The sequence below is a fragment of the Polaromonas sp. YR568 genome, assembly GCF_943372955.1.
GTDB lineage: Bacteria > Pseudomonadota > Gammaproteobacteria > Burkholderiales > Burkholderiaceae_C > Polaromonas.
Map to the genome: position 1 here is coordinate 37,797 of NZ_CALSAL010000003.1, position 17,709 is coordinate 55,505.

Consider the following 17,709-nt stretch of genomic DNA (forward strand, 5'->3'; position numbering starts at 1 on the left):
ATCCCTAGCCCGGGTGTACGTAGTTGTCGCAGGTGCCGCATCGCAATGGCCATCGCAGCAAGCGATTGGTTGCGATTGGGTGGTAAAACTCACACGATCAGCGGAGCGTCCTGCATGGCCTCGGTCTGCTCTTCCAGCATGTCGACCTGGCCCTTCCAGTAGTCGCTGGAGCCGAACCACGGAAAGTTGATCGGGAAAATCGGGTCGTGCCAGCGCTGCGCCAGCCAGGCGCTGTAATGCACCAAGCGCAGCGTACGCAGCGGTTCGATCAAGGCCAGCTCGCGCCGGTCGAATTCGCGAAACTCTTCGTAGCCATCGACCAGCGCACCCAGCTGGCGTGTGCACTGGGCACGGTCACCCGATACCAGCATCCACAGGTCCTGCACCGCCGGGCCGCTGCGGGCGTCGTCCAGGTCCACAAAGTGCGGGCCGGCCAGCGGCAGGCCCTCAGGCGTCCACAGAATATTGCCAGGGTGGCAGTCGCCGTGCAGGCGCAGCGTGGAAATGTCGCCTGCACTTTCAAACACGGCTTGCGCCACCTGCGTGGCTTCCTCAAAGGCCTTGCGCCAGCGCGACTCCATGTCCAGCGGCAGGTAGCCACCGCTGAGCAACAGCTCGCCCGAGGCCAGGCCGAAAGTCTGCAGATTGAGCGCCGGGCGATGCGTGAAGGACTTGGCGCAGCCCACGGTGTGGATGCGGGCGAGGAAGCGGCCGATCCATTCCAGCACCTCCATGTTGTCCAGCTCGGGCCGACGCCCGCCGCGGCTGGGCGATACGCTGAAGGTGAAGCCGCCAAAGTGGTGAATCGCGGAGCCGTTCAGCGTGAGCGGGCCCACCACCGGAATCTCGGCCGCCATCAGTTCGGCGGCGAAGGCGTGCTCCTCGGTGATCTGTGCGTCGGTCCAGCGGTTGGGGCGGTAAAACTTCACCACCACCACATCGCCAGCAAGATCGGCCTCGCCCACCGGACTTTCCAGATGCGCCTGGTAGACCCGGTTTTCGTAACTGGACAGCGCCGTCATGCGGCCATCGCCAAACAGGCCCACGCTGGCCAGCGCGTCCAGCACCACCACCGGGGTCAGGGCCTCGTAGGCATGGACAGTCGGGCGGTCAGGGGCGGCCTGGTTGATTTCGGTCATGGCTGATTGTCGTTGCAGTGCGTGCGCCGCTTCAAGTTGCGCCCCTGCTGCGCGCGCGGCCATGAAAAAGCCCGCTGGCACAATGCGAACAGGCAAGGTGCAGGCGGGCTGTGGTGGCCGCGTGGCCGGCAATTACTTCAGCGTGATGGTCACGTCGATGTTGCCGCGCGTGGCGTTGGAGTAGGGGCACACCTGGTGTGCGGCGTCGATCAGGTCTTGTGCGGCGGCGCGGTCCATGCCCGGCAGGGTCACGTCAAGGCGCACGGCGATGCCGTAGGCGTTGGGGATCTTGCCCAGGTCCACGCTGGCGTCGACCGACACATCGTCAGGCACGGCGATTTTCTTCATGCCGCCGACGGCCTTCATCGCGCCGATGAAGCAGGCCGAGTAGCCGGCGGCAAACAGCTGCTCGGGGTTGGTTCCGGTGCCGGCGGTGCCGGGTGAGCTCAGGTTGACTTCCAGCCGGCCGTCGTCGGTCTTGGATTTGCCATCGCGGCCGCCGGTGGTATGGGCGTGGGCGGTGTAAAGCACTTTTTCGAGCTTGGTCATGGTGTTTCCTTTGAAAAATACCCCGGTCAGAGGTGGTTGGGATGGGTCGATGAAATCGGTGTGTTTGGCTGTGAGCGTCAAGCCACCAGCCGCTGGCGCAGGGCCTGCACCTGCTGCGTGAGGCTGATGAGTTCGGGAACGGAACACTGCGCAGCGCTCATGATGCAGCCCGGCACTTCGGCTGCCTTGGCCTTGAGCTTGCGGCCAGCCGCAGTGAGGGTGATGTGCACACGACGCTCATCTTCGGCGGCGCGCAGGCGCGAGATCAGTCCGGCCACTTCCAGCCGCTTGAGCAGTGGGGTCAGCGTGCCAGAATCAAGATAGAGCTTCTCACCCAGCGCGGAAACGGTCAGGTCATCGCGCTCCCACAGCACCAGCATGACCAGGTACTGCGGGTAAGTGAGCCCGAGGTTTTCAAGCAGCGGCTTGTACAGCTTGGTCATGGCCAGCGAGGTTGAATACAGCGCAAAGCAGAGCTGGTTGTCCAGCCTCAGCATGGCGGAGGTCTTGTCGGGCGATGGGGTTTTGGATGGCATGGTTAAATTATAGCGAACAATTAAATTGTGTGCAATATAATTGCTTGAGGGAGTTTCAAACGAACGCCAAGGCCCTAAACTGCGAGGGCCATGAAACAGTACCCCAAAAGCAAAGCGGCCAGCGGCAAGCCCGGTGCCAGGCCTGCCGACCCACCCGAGCAGGTGATCGAGGAAATCCGCCTCGGCCAGTCGATCGAGCTGCTCAAGGAGCTGCATATCCTGACCCGCGACGGACGCCTGAATCAGGATACGCGGCGCAAGCTCAAGCAGGTGTATCACCTGTATCACTTCATCGAGCCCTTGCTGAACGAGGTGTTCGTGGCCGGTGCGGGCGGCGGCCACCTGCTGGACCGTATGCCGGACCATGTGCCGGCCCTCGCCGACCACGGGGCTGGAAAGTCTTACCTCGGTTTCATTTTGTACGACCTATTTTTCAATGTGGCTAACCACGCCCAAGCTGGTGAAGCGGGCGTGAAAAGGGCAGGCCCTATCGGTCATATCTACGGCATCGAAACCCGCGCCGAGCTGGTGGAGAAATCGCGCGCACTGGCCGAGCGGCTGGGCTTTGCGCACATGTCTTTCCTTAACCTCACGGTGCAGGAGGCCACCACGTCGGAAGTGCTGCCGCCCGTGGTGGACATCGTCACCGCGCTGCATGCCTGCGACACCGCAACCGACGACGCCATCGCGTTTGGTTTGGCCAAGCGCGCGCGCCATATGGTGCTGGTGCCCTGCTGCCAGGCCGAGGTGGCCAGTGTGCTGAAGAAAACCCGGGCGCTGTCACTCGCCAAAACACCGTTGGCCGAGCTGTGGCGCCACCCGCTGCACACCCGCGAGTTCGGCAGCCAGATCACCAATGTGCTGCGCTGCCTGCAGCTTGAAGCCCACGGCTACCAGGTCACGGTGACCGAGCTGGTGGGCTGGGAGCATTCGATGAAGAACGAGTTGATCCTTGCCAGCCGTCCCGCGCAGATCAACACCGCCAAAACCCGCGCGGCGCAGCAGCGGCTGCATGAGGTGCTCGACCAGCTGGGTCTAGTGGAATTGACGAATCGTTTCTCCGTCCCGAACACACCGCAAACCGCGGAACAAACCGCAGAGGCCTGAGCGCGCTTCAGCGCAGGGCGGCCACCTGGCGGATCAGCGCCATCAAGGCCGCTTCGGCCGCGGTGGGCACCCGGTCGGCCTGCAAGGTCAGGCCCACCTGTTCCTCGGTACCGGCCATGTTGACCGGCAGGGCGCACAGCCCTCCGCTCTCGATGTCCGGCCTCGCCGCGCCCCAGGGCGACACCCACACCGCATCGCTCTGCAGCGCGTAACCCCGCGCGATGGACACCGACAGCGTTTCAACCGTCCGCTGCGGCGCAGGCAGGCCCCGGCTCAGAAAGAAGCCATCGGCCGCATGGCGGATCGCGGTGCCTGCGGTGGGCAGAATCACCGGGAAGTGGCCCAGTTGCGCCAGCAGGTCGGCTACCGGCGCGGCCACCAGCGGATGACCCGGGCGCACCGCCAGCAGCAGCGGGTCAGCATACAAATGCTCAAAGCTCAAGCCCAGCATCTGCGCCGGCTCGGCAAAGCGGCCGATCACCAGGTCCAGCTCGCGCTGGCGCAGCCGTGTGAGCAGATCGGGGTTGGAGCCGGTCACGATGCGCAGGCTGGCCGGGCGCACGCCGTCCCGCGCCTGGGCGTCCTGTGCCATCAGCAACTGTGGCACCAGCCACGGCGCCACAGTGGGCAGCACACCGACCGTGATGACCGTGCGGCCCTGGGTCTGTGCCACGCTGGCCACTGCTTCGCGCAGCGCGCCCACACTGGCGCCCGCGTGCCGCATGAAGGCCTCGCCGCTGTGCGTCAGCACCGCACCCTTGCGCCCGCGCTCGAACAGGCGTACCGCCAGCAGGCCTTCCAGCTCCTTCAGTGTTTTCGACACCGCCGGCTGGGTGATGGCCAGCACGTCGGCGGCTTTCTGCAGGCTGCCGTGCTGGGCGACGGCCAGAAAGCACTGCAGGTGCCGGAACTTGATGTGCTCGCCAATCATCGCTCGATTATCGTTTTGGTTATGGATAAATCGATAAAAACTCAATATACATAACCAATCGATGTGGATAAAGTGCTGCATCCACCTCATCCCAGCGGAGCCACCGATGAAACCCGACCTGCACGACAGCTACCTCGCCCCGCGCGACTGGGCTTGCCATCCCGAGCATATTTACAGCGGCTACAAGTCCACTGCCTTGCGCGGTCCCAAGCAGACGCTGGTGCCCATCAAGCAGGCGCTGTCGCAGCTGAACGCACCGGTCTATGGCTCCGATCAACTCGGCCCGCTCGACAACGATCTGACCCAAAACGCCGTGAAAAACGGTGCACCGCTCGGCGAGCGCATCATCGTCACCGGCCGTGTGAGCGACGAAGACGGCCGCCCCGTGCGCAACACGCTGGTCGAGGTGTGGCAGGCCAATGCGGCCGGCCGCTATGTGCACAAGGCCGACCAGCACGATGCGCCGCTGGACCCGAACTTCCTCGGCGCAGGCCGCTGCATGACGGACGACCAGGGCCGCTACCTGTTCAAGAGCATCAAGCCCGGCGCCTACCCTTGGGGCAACCACCCCAACGCCTGGCGACCCAACCATATTCACTTTTCGCTGTTTGGCGAGTACTTCGCCAGCCGCCTGATCACGCAGATGTACTTCCCCGGCGATCCGCTGCTGCCCTACGACCCGATGTACATGGGCGTGCCCGAGCATGTGCGTGATCTGATGGTGTCGAAGTTCAGCCTCGACGTGACCCAGCCCGACTACGCGCTCGGTTATGTGTTTGACATCGTGCTGCGTGGCCCCAAGGCCACCCGGTTTGAATAAGTCGGCGAACAGTCAGGAGCACCCCATGAGCCCACTCAAACAAACCCCCTCGCAGACCGTCGGCCCCTTCTTCGCCTACGGTCTCACGCCCACCCAGTACGGCTACGACCTCAAAAGCCTGTTCACCCCGGTGCTGGCCGAGCCGCATGCCGACGGCGAGCACGTCCGCATCACCGGCCAGGTGCTTGACGGCGCGGGCAAGCCCGTGCTCGATGCGATTGTCGAAATCAGCCAAGTTGATGCCCATGGCCACCCGGTGAATTCGGTGGCTGACGCCAAGGCCAAAGGCTTAACCGGTTTCGGCCGCTGCGGCACCGGCACGCTGCCCGACAACCACTACCTGTTTGAAACCGTCAAGCCCGGCGCCGCCGCGCCCGGGCAGGCACCTTATGTGCAGGTCTGCATCACCATGCGCGGCCTGCTGGTGCACACCTTCACCCGCATCTATTTCAGCGACGAAGCCGCCGCCAACAGCGCCGACCCGGTGCTCGGCAGCGTGCCGGCAGAGCGCCGCGCCACGCTGGTGGCCCAGCGCACCATGACGGGTGCCGGCCCGGTGTACCGTTTCGACATCCGCATGCAGGACAGCGCTGCAGGCCCGGAGACGGTGTTCTTTGACTTGTGAGCGCCTGCGGGTGATCCTGGCAATATTCACTGGCCGTTCTGCCGTGATTAAGGTTTCTTTAGGGTTGCATTAAGCAATTTTTAGCAAGCCCTGGTGGCTCTTCTTTCTAGACTTCTGGTCGGGTTCCACATCACCTCTCTTCACCCGTTGCAGAGGGGGCTGGGCCCCTCCCCGCTGAGCATCCAACAGCGGTTACCGCCAAAGAAAGAAGAGAACCATGAACATCGATTCCCAGGAAATGACCCAGGTGACCCAGGTCGCCGCCGGAGAGGGCTGCGCCGCTCCGCGCTTTGACATGTACGCCACCATCCACAAGGCGCTGCGTGCTCTGATGGCCGACACCCTGCTCGCTGTGGGCCGGGCTGACACCGACGACGCACTGGAGCTCGCACAAACCTGCCAGCGCGTGATGGAGTTGCTGGACTTCTGCGCCTCGCATCTGCAGCACGAGAACGATTTCGTTCACCCCGCCATCGAAATGGGCCGCCGCGGCGCCAGCAGCCAGATCGCCAGCGAACACGAGGAGCACATCCGCCACCTCGACCAGCTGCGCGCCCAGACAACCGCGGTGCTCAAGGCCCCCGTGGCTGCGCGTGCATCGGCCACGCTGGCGCTGTACCGTGCACTCTCGCAGTTCATGGCCGAGAACTTCGAGCACATGCTGTACGAGGAATCCACCCACAACGCCGCACTCTGGGCTGCCTACAGCGACGCCGAGCTGCTGGCCATTCACGATGCACTGGTAGCCTCCATCCCGCCTGAAAAGATGATGGGCATCGTGCGCTGGATGGTGCCCTTCATGAACCCCGCCGAGCGCCTGGCCACGATGGCTGGCATGCAGGCCCATGCGCCAGCACCGGCTTTTGCTGCAGCGCTCGATGTGGTGCGCCCGCACCTGAGCGATGTGGAATGGGCCAAACTGACCCGCGGGCTCGGCTTGCCCGCCGTGCCGGGGTTGGTGCAGGCCTGAAAGGCGTCTGCGGTGCTCAGGCCAGCGCCTGCAGCACCAGCGGGCGCGTCAGCGCCAGCCTGAAGCGTCCGCGCCCGGTTTTCTCGATGCGCACATCCGGTCCGTGCTCGGCCAGCCGCCGCTGCAGCAGCAACAGGCGGGCCTCCAGGTTGTCGGTCACATCCGGCAGCCTGATGGCCGCGTCCAGCCGCAGCTCGCGGTTGGAGAACTCGGTGCGTCCGTGCTGCTGGCAGTCGGTGACCAGCTTCCAGAAAATCGCGCCGGCCACGCCCTTGATCAGGTAGGTGTCGCCAATAAACACACTGCTGCTGGCCGCGAAGTAACGCACTTGCAGGGCCGTGCCCTTACTGGCGGCGCTGTCCTTGCGGCCCGGCGCCGGCTCAGTCGTGTCAGCCGGGTCGCTGCCTGACTGCAGGCTGTCCACCGCCGCGGCCACATGGTGGGCCAGCGCCACCATCAGGTCTTCGGCTTCAAAGTCGAAGTGCAGGTCTTCCGTGCTCTCGGCAAACAGCACACCCATCAGTTGCCCGGCCGACACCATGGGCACTGCCAACTGGCTGTGCGGCGTCTGCAGACCGGGGTAGGGAATGTCGGTTTCCATCGCCACGCATTCCGCGTGACCGTCGCCTTGCAGCCTGTGGCGGATGGCCTGGTGGTAGCTGTAGGCGTTGGTCATGTGCATGATGCGTACCGGCACCCGCTCGCGCGCGGCCATGCCGATCACGCCGTCGCCCATGGCGATTTCGGAGCCCACACCCGACGCGGAATAACCGGTGCTGGCCACGGTGTAGAGCCGCCGCGCCGCCGCATCGAGCAGTAGCACCATCGCATGGCGGGTTTCCAGCAGCGCGGTCATGGCGCTCAGGGTGGTGTTGAGCAACTCGTCGAGCGCGGTGCAGCGTGCAATCTGCTCACTGGCGCGGCGCAGCCGGGTGACGCGGCTGGCCCGTGCCGGCGGCGCGGGCAGGGCCTCGCCGGCCACGCATTCAATAGACCGCACCTCGTAAATGTCGGAGCCCAGCAGTCTGAACACCGCAGCCATGCCGCTGTGCGAGGCAATGCCGGCCAGCTGCGCCTTCATCGCCTCGAACACCGGGCCCTCGGTCTCGGTGCGCAGGTAGCGGATGTGCAGCCTGAAAAACGCTGCCGTCAGCGGGTGCATCACCAGCACGTTGGCCACCGGGTTGGCCAGGATGTTTTGCCGTGTCTTGTTGAAGAACTGGAACGACAGCGCCACATGCCGCTCGTCGACATAAAACACCTGCGAGATGTAGGCCACGTTGGGCGTGCCGTCAGGGGCGCAGGTCGCCATCACGGCCGGAACCGCGCCTTCGAGGCAGGGGCGAATGTCGGCCAGCCGGGGGGAGGGGGTGCCCAGCAGCGCGCTCATGGGTTGGCTCCAGCGCTGTGGTGCAAGCGCGCACCGGCCTGCGGGCCCGGGGTCTGGTCAAAGGCGTCGGCAGGCACAAAGCTGATGGCCACCACGTCATCGAGTTGCTGGTTCAGCATGGCGCGAGTGAAGCGGCTGGAGTGCCCGACCAGGCTGATCTCGTGGATCATCGACTCCAAGTAGCGTGCCAGCGCTGGTTCATCAGACGGCTCCGCGCAGCGAATCTGCGCCTGGCGCGCCTTGACCTGCACGGTGCGGTGGGTGCTGGGTTCGCAGAACACGACGGCTATGCGGCCGGTGCTGGCAATGTCCTGCAGCAGTTGCCCCGACTGCTGGCGCGAGACATACACGGTGATCTGCCCGCCACCCGCCTCGATGCGGCTGCCCACTGCCCGCATCACGCTGGGCCGCAGGTCCAGTCCCGCGCTGCTCACAATCACCGACACCCCCCGGTCCATCATGGCCAGAAAGTCGGCGGGCAGGGTGACGGCAGCGGCGGTCATATCGCGCGAATTGTAAAAGTGTTGCCCGGGCTGTGGGTCGACTTTGCCACGCGACTGGGGCCCCAGCCTGACCCCGTCCCACTCCATCCCTGTGGGCAAGGGATGGTCCTAAAACTAGCTCCGGAACCGCTTGCGCGTGAGCGCCAGTGCGAGCCAGAAGCCTGCCACCGCATAAAACACCAGCAGCGCTGCATGCGGCAGCCAGTTTGTTGGCCATTGCCCCATGAAGAGTGGGCGGATCAGTTCCACCGCTGCCGTCAGTGGCAGCCAGTCGGACACCGTGCGCATCACGCCCGGCAACTGGTCGCGCGGGAAGAACACACCGCTCAGGAACATGGTGGGCGTGAGGAACAGCGTGAAGTAGTAGGTAAAAAAGTCATAGCCTTTGGCCAGCGCGTTGAAGATCAGCGCGATGCTGGCAAAGGTGATGCCCACCAGCCCGAGCAGCGGCAGCGCCACCAGCAGCAGCGGGCTGTGGCTGATGCCCAGCGCCAGCATCACCAACAGGATCACCAACGTGGTGAAAAGCGACTTGAAGGCGGCCCACAGCATTTCAGCAAACACCACGTCGTCCAGCCGCACTGGTGCGTTCATGATGCCGTCCCAGGTGCGCTGCACGTGCATGCGCGAGAACGCCGAGTAGAGCGCCTCGAACGACGCGGCCTGCATCGCGCTCATGCAGATCGAACCACTGGCCAGAAACAGAATGTAGGGCACCGCCGTGCCATTGAGCTGCACCTGCCCGACCAGCGCACCCAGGCCGTAACCAAACGCCACCAGCGTGATCAGTGGCTCGGCAATGTTGCCGACCAGGCTGGGAATGGCCAGCTTTTGCCACACCAGAAAGTTGCGGCGGAACACCGGCCACCAGCGCAGGCTGATGCGCGGCGGTGCGAACAGGCGTTGCCGGTTGTGAGTGTTGGACATCATGCGTCCTCCCGGATCTGGCGGCCAGTCATCTTCAGGAACAGGTCTTCCAGATTGGCGGGCCGGTGCAGCGTGCGTAGCTGCGGGTGGTCGGCCAGTGCGGCCAGCAGGCGTTTTGAATCCTGCGTGTAGAAAAACACCGTCTCGCCGCTCACTTCGGTGCGCGCGGCCAGTGCCTTCAGTGGTGAATCCATCAGCGCCAGTGCGCCTGCACCGTACACCTCCACCACGTCTGGCTCCAGGTTCTGCGCGATCAGGTCGCGCGGCGTGCCTTCGGTCATCTTCTTGCCGTGGTCCAGCACCAGCAGGCGGTTGCACAGGCGCTCGGCTTCGTCCATGAAGTGCGTGGTCAGCAGGATGGACTTGCCCTGCTGCACCAGCCGCTGCAGCCGCTCCCACATCAGATGGCGGGCCTGCGGGTCGAGGCCGGTGGTGGGCTCGTCGAGCAGCAGCAATTGCGGGTCGTTCACCAGCGCGCGGGCCAGGCTCAGGCGCCGCTTCATGCCGCCCGAAAGTTCACTCAGCTTGGCGTCGGCCTTGTGGGTCAGCGCAGCGAATTCGAGCAGCTTCGGAATGCGTTCGCGGATCACCGCGTCCTTCAGGCCAAAGTAGCGGCCAAACACCAACAGGTTTTCAGCGCAGCTGAAGTCCGGGTCCAGGCTGTCGAACTGGCTCACAATGCCCAGCCGCTCCTTGATGGCCAGCGCGTCCTGCGGCATGTGCAGGGCAGGGGGCTGCCCCTCGGGCGGGTGAAAGGCAATACGCCCCGCATCAGGCACCGTGAGGCCCAGGCACATGCGGATGGTGGTGGTCTTGCCGGCACCGTTGGGGCCGATCACGCCCAGGCATTCACCCGGGGCGATGTGAAACGACAGGTCGTTGACGACAGTGGCGTCGCCATAGCGCTTGCTGAGGCCCTCTACAGAGAAGATAGGGGAGGCATTGGAAGCGGTCGCAGGACTCATGAAAGGATTGTCAACCATCGTGGTGTGTGCCGACGCGCTGCCAAGCCTTCCAGTAACATCACCAACGGCCTGGCGCCTGTTGTGCCGGGCATCTCAGGAGACAAAAATGTTCAGTCATGTGATGTTGGGCGTGAAAGATCTGGAAGTGTCACGCAAGTTTTACGACGCCCTGCTCGGCACGCTGGGAACCGCCCCCGGTGCTGCCAACAAAAACCGCTACTTCTACCGCAGCCCCACCGGGTCGTTCGCGATCACCACCCCCATCAATGGCGAGCCTGCCAGCGCAGGCAACGGCACCACCGTCGGGTTTGTGGCGAAGTCGCAAGAGCAGGTCGACGCATTTCACGCCACGGGCATCAGCCACGGCGGTACCACCTGCGAAGACCCGCCCGGTCTGCGCGAAGACAGCAAGCTGTACCTCGCCTACCTGCGCGATCCGGACGGCAACAAGCTCTGCGCCCTGTACCGCCCCACGAAGTAAATCAACAAGCTGGTCGTGATTGCCACGACCCCATCATTTCCATTCTGAAAAGAGACAACTCATGCCTAAAGCCTATTGGATTTCCACCTACCACGCCATTCACGACCAAGCCGCCATGGCCGAATACGCCAAGCTCGCCGGCCCGTCGCTGATGGCAGCAGGCGGCCGCTTTCTGGCGCGCGGCATGCCGTCGGTGGTGTATGAAGCCGGTGTGAAGGAGCGTGCGGTATTGATCGAGTTCGACAGCGTCGAACAGGCCACCGCCGCGCACGACAGCCCGGGCTATCAGGAGGCGCTGCGGGCGCTGGGCAATGGCGCCAAGCGCGACATTCGCATCATTGAGGCGGTGGGTTGATCTGGCGCTTAAGTTGATCGGATGTGACCGGTAGCGTCACGCGCAAGGGCCTGCAGGGTTACTCTTGCAGGCCTTATTTGTGGGGCGGCAGCCTTGCCCCGTCGCAACGGACGCCCAGCGATAATTGAGTTCTTGTTTCCTCCCCCATTTACCCACCCAATCCCCATGACCACACTCGGCACCCCCCTTTCTCCCCACGCCACCAAAGTCATGCTGCTCGGCTCCGGCGAGCTGGGCAAGGAGGTGTTGATTGCCTTGCAGCGGCTGGGCGTGGAAACCATCGCCACCGACCGTTACGAGAACGCGCCCGGCCAGCAGGTGGCGCACCATGCGCGGACCATCACGATGAGCGATCCGGCGCAGCTGAAAGCCCTGATTGAAAAGGAGCGCCCGCATCTGGTGGTGCCCGAGATTGAGGCGATTGCCACCCCCATGCTGGAAGAGCTGGAAGCCGCCGGTGTGGTGCGGGTGATCCCGACGGCCCGCGCTGCGCGCCTGACGATGGACCGCGAAGGCATTCGCCGCCTCGCTGCCGAAACACTGGGCCTGCCGACCAGCCCCTATGTGTTCTGCGACTCGCTGGCCGAGTTGCAGGCGGCGATTGACAGCAAGATCGGCTACCCCTGCATCGTCAAACCGGTGATGAGCTCCTCCGGCAAGGGCCAGAGCAAGATCGCCGGGCCGGACGACGTGAAGAAAGCTTGGGACTACGCCATGGCCGGTGGCCGCGTGAGCCACGGCCGCATCATCGTCGAGGGCTTCATTGATTTTGATTACGAGATCACCCAGCTCACCGTGCGTGCGCTGGGCGAAGGTGGCCAGGTGGAGACGCACTTCTGCGACCCGATCGGTCACATCCAGGTGAGTGGCGACTATGTGGAAAGCTGGCAACCGCACCCGATGCGCGCCGCTGCCCTGCAAAAGAGCCGCGACATCGCCAAGGCGGTGACCGACAACCTTGGTGGTCAGGGCTTGTTTGGCGTGGAGTTGTTTGTGAAGGGTGACGATGTCTGGTTCAGCGAAGTCAGCCCGCGCCCGCACGACACCGGCATGGTGACGATGTGCACCCAGTGGCAGAACGAATTTGAACTGCATGCCCGCGCCATTCTCGGCCTGCCGGTCAACACCGCACTCAAAAGCCCCGGCGCCAGTGCCGTGATTTACGGTGGTGTCGATGCGCAGGGCATCGTGTTTGACGGCGTGGCTGACGCGCTGCGCGTGCCCAACTCTGACATTCGCCTGTTCGGCAAGCCCGAGAGCTTTGTCAAACGCCGCATGGGCGTGGCGCTGGCCTTTGACGCCGATGTGGAAGTGGCGCGCACCAACGCCAAGCTGGCGGCTTCGCGCGTGAAGCCGCGTGTGGCTGGAACCTGATCGCTGGAAGAAGCCTATCCGTGCGGTGAAACATGCAGCGCCCGCGCCTCGGCGCTCTGGCTGTCAATCAGCGGAAAGCGCTGCGCATCGGGCAACTGGTAATGCCACCACTCCTTGGGGTGGTGCACAAAGCCGGCCTCCAGCATCACCGTGAGCAGCAGCATGCGGTTGACCTGCACCTGAGCCGGGTGGTCCCGATGAAAGTGGTGTGAAGCGGGGTGCATGGTGTCCACTGGGGTACCCATGTCCAGCGCCTGCCCGTCGGGGTCGATCAGCGTCAAATCCACCGCCACACCGCGCGTGTGGTTGGAGCCCTTGGCCGGATCGGCAATGTAGTCGGGGTTGGGCGCCACCGCCCAGAGGGCTTCTTGCGCCTCTTGCGGCCGGAAGGCATCCAGCACCCGTATGCTGTAGCCGAGCTGGCGCGCTGCCGCAATCGCTTTGCGCAAACACGCCTCGGCTTCGCGGTGCAGGTAGCACAGCGCGTGGTCGTAAATCACCTGGCCAGTGAAGTTGTTCGGGCTGGCGTAAATCAGGTCGATCTCGACGCCGTGGGTTTCGGGCGTGATCTGGATCAGTGTGGAGGGCATGGGCTCACTGCGCAAAAATCTACTGGAAGGCGACTTCGGAAAAGCTGCGCAGCTTGCGGCTGTGCAACTGGCTCAGGCCCTCTGCGCGCAGCAGCTCAATGGCGCGGATGCCGATGCGCAGGTGCTGGTCGACCCGCTCGCGGTAGAAGTGGTTGGCCATGCCGGGCAACTTGATCTCGCCGTGCAGGGGCTTGTCGCTCACGCACAGCAGGGTGCCGTAGGGCACACGAAAGCGAAAGCCGTTGGCGGCAATCGTCGCGCTTTCCATGTCGAGCGCCACCGCACGGCTCTGGCTGAAGCGGCGCTGCGGCGTGTTGTTGGGCAGCAGCTCCCAGTTGCGGTTGTCGGTTGAGGCCACAGTACCGGTGCGCATGATGCGCTTCAGATCGGTTCCGGTGGCTTCGGTGACGTCCTGAACCGCCTGCTCCAGCGCCTTCTGGATTTCGGCCAGTGCCGGAATCGGCACCCACAGCGGCAGCTCTTCATCCAGCACATGGTCTTCGCGCACATAGCCGTGGGCCAGCACGTAGTCGCCCAGCTGCTGGCTGTTGCGCAGGCCCGCGCAGTGGCCCAGCATGATCCATGCATGCGGGCGCAGCACGGCGATGTGATCGGTGATGTTCTTGGCGTTCGCCGGCCCCACGCCGATGTTGACCATGGTGATGCCGGTGCGGTCCGCGCGCAGCAGGTGGTAGGCCGGCATTTGTGGCAGGCGCGGTGGCAGCACGCCCAGGTCGTCGCCCGCCTCTGCGGGCAGGCCGGTGCGTCGCGTCACCACATTGCCAGGCTCGATGAAGGCGATGTAGTCGCTGTTCGGGTCGGCCATGGCCTCGTGGCCCAAGCGTACGAACTCGTCGATATAGAACTGGTAGTTGGTGAACAGCACAAAGTTCTGGAACCAGTGCGGCGAGGTGCCGGTGTAGTGGCGCAGCCGCTGCAGCGAGTAGTCCACCCGCGCCGCCGTGAAGAGCGACAGCGGCTGGGGCTCGCCCGCACGCGGCTCGTAGGTGCCGTTGGCGATGCCGTCGTCCATCGCTGCCAGATCGGGCAGGTCGAACACGTCGCGCATCAGCGTGCGGCGCTCGGGGGTCATGCTGCCTTCAATATGGTCGTTCTCGGCAAACGAGAAATGGATCGGGATCGGCTGCGTGCTGGTGCCGATCTCCAGCTCCACATCGTGGTTCTTCATCAGCAGCCGGAACTGCTCCAGGTAGTAGTTGCCGTACAGGTCGGGCCGCGTCAGCGTGGTCTCGAAGCGGCCGGGCCCGGCCACAAAGCCGTAGCTGAGCTGGTCAATGTCAGGCGTTTCCAGAATCGCACGGGCGACGGTGTCGGTGTGAATGCGAACAAAGGGGTAGCAGGCCCGCACATGGCCGGGCAGGGTTTCGCCCGCCACATAGCGCTGCATCGCGTCGCGCAGGTGGGCGATCTGCTGGTCGTAAATGGTGCGCACCTGCGCCAGTGCGGCAGCCGGGTCGCGGTAGCGGGTAGGGGCAATGAAGGGCGGCAAATAAGGCATTGGGCCATTGTGCACGGAGCTGCCACCGGCGGAAACCCGATGAAACGGGTTGGAGCTGGCTGGAATCCAGTGGAAATGCACCGAAAAGTGGCGGTGCTGCAGGCTTGGCCAGGCGTTTGGGGCCTGACATGAAATCGACACATTGCGAACCTAGATTCTCGGCAACCCTTCCCACCGGAGAGACCATGACCCACGCATCGAACGCAGCCATCGAAATCAGCCGACTCGACAAGACCTTTGGCAACGGCCGTCGCGCGCTGCAACAGATAGACCTGACCATTGCCCCCGGCGAAATGGTGGCGCTGATCGGCGCCTCTGGCTCCGGCAAATCGACGCTGCTGCGCCACATGGCCGGTTTGATGGCCGGCGACGCATCGGGTCAGGGTTCCATCGTGATCCACGGCCGCACGGTGCAGAGCGGCGGGAAGATCGCCTCCAACATCCGCTCGGTGCGTTCGGGCATCGGCTTTGTGTTCCAGCAGTTCAATCTGGTCGGGCGCTTGCCGGTGCTGGTGAATGTGCTGGTGGGTACGCTGCATCAGGTGCCGATGTGGCGCAGCCTGCTGCGCTGGTTCACGCCGGAGGAAAAAGCCCGCGGCATCGAGGCGCTGCGGCGCGTGGGCATTGCCGAGTGCTATGCGCAGCGGGCCTCCACGCTGTCGGGCGGCCAGCAGCAGCGCGCCGCCATTGCCCGAGCGATGGTGCAGGGCGCCAAGGTGGTTCTCGCTGATGAGCCGATTGCCTCGCTGGACCCGGAGTCCTCGCGCAAGGTCATGGACATCCTGGCCAAGCTCAACCGCGAAGATGGCTGCACCGTGGTGGTGTCGCTGCACCAGGTGAATGTGGCCATCAAGTACTGCGCCCGCACCGTCGCGCTGCACCAGGGCAAGGTGGTGTACGACGGCCCGTCGGTGGGCCTCACACCTGCCGTGCTGCGCGACCTGTATGGCGCCGAGGCCGACGACATCCTCTCTCTGGGCGACCACATCTCCAGTCTGGAAGACAAGGTGCGGCCAGCGCCCCAAGTTCCTCATCTGGCCTGGCCCACGCCGCTGGCGCAGGCTGCCTGATTGCTTTCCGTCATACGTCGTCCGAGCCTTTCATCTCATACCCATTGTTCGCATCAACCCCAAGGAACTCCCCATGATCAAGAAACTGCTGGTTGGCCTTGCCACCACCGCGCTGGTCGCCCTCACACCTGCCCAGGCGCAGGACCTGAAGGAAATCACCTTCGGCATCATTTCCACTGAATCCACGCAGAACCTCAAGTCAAGCTGGCAGCCCCTGCTGGACGACATGGCCAAAAAGACCGGCTACAAGGTCAATGCCTTTTTTGCGCCCGACTATGCCGGCATCATCGAAGGCATGCGCTTCAACAAGGTGCAACTGGCCTGGTACGGCAACAAGTCGGCCATGGAGGCGGTGGACCGCGCCAACGGTGAAGTCTTCGCGCAGATGGTCAACGCTGATGGCACCCAAGGCTATTACTCGCACTTTGTCGTGCACAAGGACAGCCCGCTCAAAACCCTGGACGATGTGCTGAAGAGCGCCAAAACCCTGTCGTTTGGCAACGGAGATCCCAACTCCACATCCGGTTTTCTGGTGCCCGGCTACTACGTGTTTGCACAGAACAAGATCGATCCCAAGACCGCCTTCAAGGTCTCGCGCAGCGCCAACCATGAAACCAATGCCCTGGCCGCGGCCAACAAGCAGGTGGATGTGGCGGTCACCAACAGCGAAACCATGGACAAGATCAAGGAGCGCATGCCGGAGAAGTTCAAGGACCTGCGCATCGTCTGGACATCCCCGTTGATTCCGCTGGACCCGCTGGTCATGCACAAGGACCTGCCTGCAGTGACCAAGCAGAAGCTGAAGGACTTCTTTTACGCCTATGGCAACGGTGGCCAGAACGAAAAAGACAACCTGATGAAGCTGTCCAAGCTCTCTGGCTTCAAGCCCTCGACCAATGCCCAGCTGGTCCCCATCCGTCAGCTGGAGCTGTTCCGCGAGCGCAACAAGTTCGAAGCGGACGCCGCCTTGCCGCCCGCCGAAAAGCAGGCCAAAGTGGCTGAAATCGACCGCAAGCTCAGTGAGTTGGTGAAGAACTGAGTCGGCTGTGAGTACCCCTGTTCCGCTTTCCGTCCAGCTGCCGGGCAGCCTGCCGCAGCCGCCCAAGGCCAGCCTGCTCGGCCTGATGGCCTGGGGTGTGCTGATCGCTTTGCTGGCGATGTCATGGAAGGGCGCAGACATTCGCCCGCTCGATCTGGTGCGCGACTCCAGCAACATGACCGAGTACGCGGCGAGTTTTTTCCCGCCCAACTTCAGCCAGTGGCCGACCTACGTCAACGAAATGATCATCACGGTGCAGATTGCGCTGTGGGGCACGGTGTTGGCGGTGGTGTGCGCGGTGCCGCTGGGGCTGCTGTCTTCAGCGAATATCGCCCCGGTATGGGTGCGGCAGCCGGTGCGCCGGCTGATGGACGCCGCACGCGCCATCAATGAAATGGTGTTTGCCATGCTGTTCATCGTGGCGGTGGGTCTGGGGCCATTCGCTGGTGTGCTGGCGCTGTTCATTCACACCACCGGCATTCTGGCCAAGCTGTTTTCCGAGGCGGTGGAGTCGATTGATCCGCAACCGGTGGAAGGCATTCGCGCCACCGGTGCCAACGTGCTGGAAGAAATTCTCTACGGTGTGATTCCGCAGGTGCTGCCGCTGTGGATTTCGTACACGCTGTACCGTTTTGAATCCAACGTGCGTTCTGCCTCGGTGGTCGGCATGGTGGGCGCGGGTGGCATTGGCGTGGTGCTGTGGGAGATCATCCGCGGCTTCCAGTACGCCGAGACCTGCGCGGTGATGATCATCATTGTGGTCACGGTGAGCGTGATCGACCTGATCTCTGCCCGCATCCGCAAGGCACTGGTCTGAGG

Annotated in this window: 20 protein-coding genes; 10 read left to right on the forward strand and 10 right to left on the reverse strand. The window is 63.9% G+C overall.

Going from position 1 to position 17,709, the window contains the following annotated elements; all coding sequences use genetic code 11:
• Positions 1 to 89: 89 nt before the first annotated feature.
• From AAG793_RS10395 to AAG793_RS10405, 3 genes are all read right to left on the reverse strand, one after another.
• Positions 90 to 1,139 carry a serine/threonine protein kinase gene (locus AAG793_RS10395; RefSeq protein WP_341907799.1) on the reverse strand — a complete coding sequence of 350 codons (1,050 nt, stop codon included), beginning with the start codon at positions 1,137 to 1,139 and terminating at the stop codon, positions 90 to 92.
• Between the two features lie 132 nt (positions 1,140 to 1,271).
• Positions 1,272 to 1,688 carry an organic hydroperoxide resistance protein gene (locus tag AAG793_RS10400; RefSeq protein WP_341907801.1) on the reverse strand — a complete coding sequence of 139 codons (417 nt, stop codon included), beginning with the start codon at positions 1,686 to 1,688 and terminating at the stop codon, positions 1,272 to 1,274.
• 77 nt (positions 1,689 to 1,765) lie between these two features.
• On the reverse strand, positions 1,766 to 2,224 hold the full coding sequence (locus tag AAG793_RS10405) for a MarR family transcriptional regulator (protein ID WP_341907803.1): 459 nt from the start codon (positions 2,222 to 2,224) through the stop codon (positions 1,766 to 1,768).
• Positions 2,225 to 2,314: 90 nt separating this feature from the next.
• Between AAG793_RS10405 and AAG793_RS10410 the strand changes: the two genes are divergently transcribed.
• A complete protein-coding gene (locus tag AAG793_RS10410) occupies positions 2,315 to 3,331 on the forward strand; it encodes an SAM-dependent methyltransferase (RefSeq protein ID WP_341907806.1) in 1,017 nt (338 codons plus the stop codon).
• A 7-nt stretch (positions 3,332 to 3,338) separates the two neighbouring features.
• Here AAG793_RS10410 and pcaQ read toward each other — a convergent pair whose 3' ends face one another.
• Entirely contained in the window at positions 3,339 to 4,262 is a 924-nt protein-coding gene (gene pcaQ / locus AAG793_RS10415) for a pca operon transcription factor PcaQ (RefSeq protein ID WP_341907809.1), read from the reverse strand.
• 118 nt (positions 4,263 to 4,380) lie between these two features.
• Between pcaQ and pcaH the strand changes: the two genes are divergently transcribed.
• The 3 genes from pcaH to AAG793_RS10430 all read left to right on the forward strand — a co-directional run bounded on the left by pcaH (position 4,381) and on the right by AAG793_RS10430 (position 6,677).
• Complete coding sequence (pcaH, locus tag AAG793_RS10420) at positions 4,381 to 5,082, forward strand: protocatechuate 3,4-dioxygenase subunit beta (RefSeq protein WP_341908413.1); 702 nt, start codon at positions 4,381 to 4,383, stop codon at positions 5,080 to 5,082.
• Positions 5,083 to 5,107: 25 nt separating this feature from the next.
• Positions 5,108 to 5,707: a protocatechuate 3,4-dioxygenase subunit alpha gene (pcaG, locus tag AAG793_RS10425; protein WP_341907812.1), complete on the forward strand. Its 600-nt coding sequence runs from the start codon at positions 5,108 to 5,110 to the stop codon at positions 5,705 to 5,707.
• 217 nt (positions 5,708 to 5,924) lie between these two features.
• Entirely contained in the window at positions 5,925 to 6,677 is a 753-nt protein-coding gene (locus AAG793_RS10430; protein ID WP_341907815.1) for a hemerythrin domain-containing protein, read from the forward strand.
• A gap of 16 nt (positions 6,678 to 6,693) precedes the next feature.
• Here AAG793_RS10430 and AAG793_RS10435 read toward each other — a convergent pair whose 3' ends face one another.
• The 4 genes from AAG793_RS10435 to AAG793_RS10450 all read right to left on the reverse strand — a co-directional run bounded on the left by AAG793_RS10435 (position 6,694) and on the right by AAG793_RS10450 (position 10,462).
• Positions 6,694 to 8,067, reverse strand: coding sequence for a GAF domain-containing protein (locus AAG793_RS10435; protein WP_341907818.1), 1,374 nt, complete (start codon positions 8,065 to 8,067; stop codon positions 6,694 to 6,696).
• Positions 8,064 to 8,570 carry a pyridoxamine 5'-phosphate oxidase family protein gene (locus AAG793_RS10440; protein ID WP_341907823.1) on the reverse strand — a complete coding sequence of 169 codons (507 nt, stop codon included), beginning with the start codon at positions 8,568 to 8,570 and terminating at the stop codon, positions 8,064 to 8,066. The genes AAG793_RS10435 and AAG793_RS10440 overlap by 4 nt, the downstream gene beginning before the upstream one ends.
• A 114-nt stretch (positions 8,571 to 8,684) precedes the next feature.
• Positions 8,685 to 9,497, reverse strand: a complete 813-nt coding sequence (locus AAG793_RS10445; protein WP_341907826.1) for an ABC transporter permease — start codon at positions 9,495 to 9,497, stop codon at positions 8,685 to 8,687.
• On the reverse strand, positions 9,497 to 10,462 hold the full coding sequence (locus AAG793_RS10450; RefSeq protein WP_341907829.1) for an ATP-binding cassette domain-containing protein: 966 nt from the start codon (positions 10,460 to 10,462) through the stop codon (positions 9,497 to 9,499). The genes AAG793_RS10445 and AAG793_RS10450 overlap by 1 nt, the downstream gene beginning before the upstream one ends.
• A 106-nt stretch (positions 10,463 to 10,568) precedes the next feature.
• On the opposite strand from AAG793_RS10450, the gene AAG793_RS10455 reads away from it, so the two are divergent.
• The 3 genes from AAG793_RS10455 to purT all read left to right on the forward strand — a co-directional run bounded on the left by AAG793_RS10455 (position 10,569) and on the right by purT (position 12,672).
• Entirely contained in the window at positions 10,569 to 10,943 is a 375-nt protein-coding gene (locus tag AAG793_RS10455) for a VOC family protein (protein WP_341907831.1), read from the forward strand.
• Positions 10,944 to 11,004: 61 nt separating this feature from the next.
• Positions 11,005 to 11,298 (forward strand): DUF1330 domain-containing protein, encoded by a 294-nt coding sequence (locus AAG793_RS10460; RefSeq protein ID WP_341907834.1) that lies wholly within the window; start codon positions 11,005 to 11,007, stop codon positions 11,296 to 11,298.
• A 165-nt stretch (positions 11,299 to 11,463) separates the two neighbouring features.
• Positions 11,464 to 12,672, forward strand: a complete 1,209-nt coding sequence (purT, locus tag AAG793_RS10465) for a formate-dependent phosphoribosylglycinamide formyltransferase (protein ID WP_341907837.1) — start codon at positions 11,464 to 11,466, stop codon at positions 12,670 to 12,672.
• 14 nt (positions 12,673 to 12,686) lie between these two features.
• On the opposite strand, the gene ddpX is transcribed toward purT, so the two are convergent.
• Complete coding sequence (ddpX, locus tag AAG793_RS10470) at positions 12,687 to 13,262, reverse strand: D-alanyl-D-alanine dipeptidase (RefSeq protein WP_341907840.1); 576 nt, start codon at positions 13,260 to 13,262, stop codon at positions 12,687 to 12,689.
• A 19-nt stretch (positions 13,263 to 13,281) separates the two neighbouring features.
• On the reverse strand, positions 13,282 to 14,781 hold the full coding sequence (locus tag AAG793_RS10475) for an AMP nucleosidase (protein ID WP_341907842.1): 1,500 nt from the start codon (positions 14,779 to 14,781) through the stop codon (positions 13,282 to 13,284).
• 185 nt (positions 14,782 to 14,966) lie between these two features.
• Between AAG793_RS10475 and phnC the strand changes: the two genes are divergently transcribed.
• The 3 genes from phnC (at position 14,967) to phnE (ending at position 17,707) form a co-directional block, all read left to right on the forward strand.
• A complete protein-coding gene (gene phnC / locus AAG793_RS10480) occupies positions 14,967 to 15,851 on the forward strand; it encodes a phosphonate ABC transporter ATP-binding protein (RefSeq protein WP_341907844.1) in 885 nt (294 codons plus the stop codon).
• A 73-nt stretch (positions 15,852 to 15,924) separates the two neighbouring features.
• Positions 15,925 to 16,890 carry a phosphonate ABC transporter substrate-binding protein gene (gene phnD, locus AAG793_RS10485; protein ID WP_341907849.1) on the forward strand — a complete coding sequence of 322 codons (966 nt, stop codon included), beginning with the start codon at positions 15,925 to 15,927 and terminating at the stop codon, positions 16,888 to 16,890.
• 85 nt (positions 16,891 to 16,975) lie between these two features.
• Complete coding sequence (phnE, locus tag AAG793_RS10490) at positions 16,976 to 17,707, forward strand: phosphonate ABC transporter, permease protein PhnE (protein ID WP_341908415.1); 732 nt, start codon at positions 16,976 to 16,978, stop codon at positions 17,705 to 17,707.
• The last annotated feature ends 2 nt before the right edge of the window (positions 17,708 to 17,709 follow it).

What these genes read in the sequence shown, in the direction of transcription:
- AAG793_RS10445 (WP_341907826.1), bottom strand. Translation starts at nt 9,497, where the DNA reads ATGTCCAACACTCACAACCGGCAACGCCTGTTCGCACCGCCGCGCATC.
- purT (WP_341907837.1), top strand. Translation starts at nt 11,464, where the DNA reads ATGACCACACTCGGCACCCCCCTTTCTCCCCACGCCACCAAAGTCATG.
- AAG793_RS10440 (WP_341907823.1), bottom strand. Translation starts at nt 8,570, where the DNA reads ATGACCGCCGCTGCCGTCACCCTGCCCGCCGACTTTCTGGCCATGATG.
- AAG793_RS10395 (WP_341907799.1), bottom strand. Translation starts at nt 1,139, where the DNA reads ATGACCGAAATCAACCAGGCCGCCCCTGACCGCCCGACTGTCCATGCC.
- AAG793_RS10410 (WP_341907806.1), top strand. Translation starts at nt 2,315, where the DNA reads ATGAAACAGTACCCCAAAAGCAAAGCGGCCAGCGGCAAGCCCGGTGCC.
- AAG793_RS10405 (WP_341907803.1), bottom strand. Translation starts at nt 2,224, where the DNA reads ATGCCATCCAAAACCCCATCGCCCGACAAGACCTCCGCCATGCTGAGG.
- AAG793_RS10475 (WP_341907842.1), bottom strand. Translation starts at nt 14,781, where the DNA reads ATGCCTTATTTGCCGCCCTTCATTGCCCCTACCCGCTACCGCGACCCG.
- AAG793_RS10460 (WP_341907834.1), top strand. Translation starts at nt 11,005, where the DNA reads ATGCCTAAAGCCTATTGGATTTCCACCTACCACGCCATTCACGACCAA.
- AAG793_RS10430 (WP_341907815.1), top strand. Translation starts at nt 5,925, where the DNA reads ATGAACATCGATTCCCAGGAAATGACCCAGGTGACCCAGGTCGCCGCC.
- phnE (WP_341908415.1), top strand. Translation starts at nt 16,976, where the DNA reads ATGGCCTGGGGTGTGCTGATCGCTTTGCTGGCGATGTCATGGAAGGGC.
- phnD (WP_341907849.1), top strand. Translation starts at nt 15,925, where the DNA reads ATGATCAAGAAACTGCTGGTTGGCCTTGCCACCACCGCGCTGGTCGCC.
- AAG793_RS10435 (WP_341907818.1), bottom strand. Translation starts at nt 8,067, where the DNA reads ATGAGCGCGCTGCTGGGCACCCCCTCCCCCCGGCTGGCCGACATTCGC.
- AAG793_RS10450 (WP_341907829.1), bottom strand. Translation starts at nt 10,462, where the DNA reads ATGAGTCCTGCGACCGCTTCCAATGCCTCCCCTATCTTCTCTGTAGAG.
- ddpX (WP_341907840.1), bottom strand. Translation starts at nt 13,262, where the DNA reads ATGCCCTCCACACTGATCCAGATCACGCCCGAAACCCACGGCGTCGAG.
- AAG793_RS10400 (WP_341907801.1), bottom strand. Translation starts at nt 1,688, where the DNA reads ATGACCAAGCTCGAAAAAGTGCTTTACACCGCCCACGCCCATACCACC.
- pcaQ (WP_341907809.1), bottom strand. Translation starts at nt 4,262, where the DNA reads ATGATTGGCGAGCACATCAAGTTCCGGCACCTGCAGTGCTTTCTGGCC.
- pcaG (WP_341907812.1), top strand. Translation starts at nt 5,108, where the DNA reads ATGAGCCCACTCAAACAAACCCCCTCGCAGACCGTCGGCCCCTTCTTC.
- phnC (WP_341907844.1), top strand. Translation starts at nt 14,967, where the DNA reads ATGACCCACGCATCGAACGCAGCCATCGAAATCAGCCGACTCGACAAG.
- AAG793_RS10455 (WP_341907831.1), top strand. Translation starts at nt 10,569, where the DNA reads ATGTTCAGTCATGTGATGTTGGGCGTGAAAGATCTGGAAGTGTCACGC.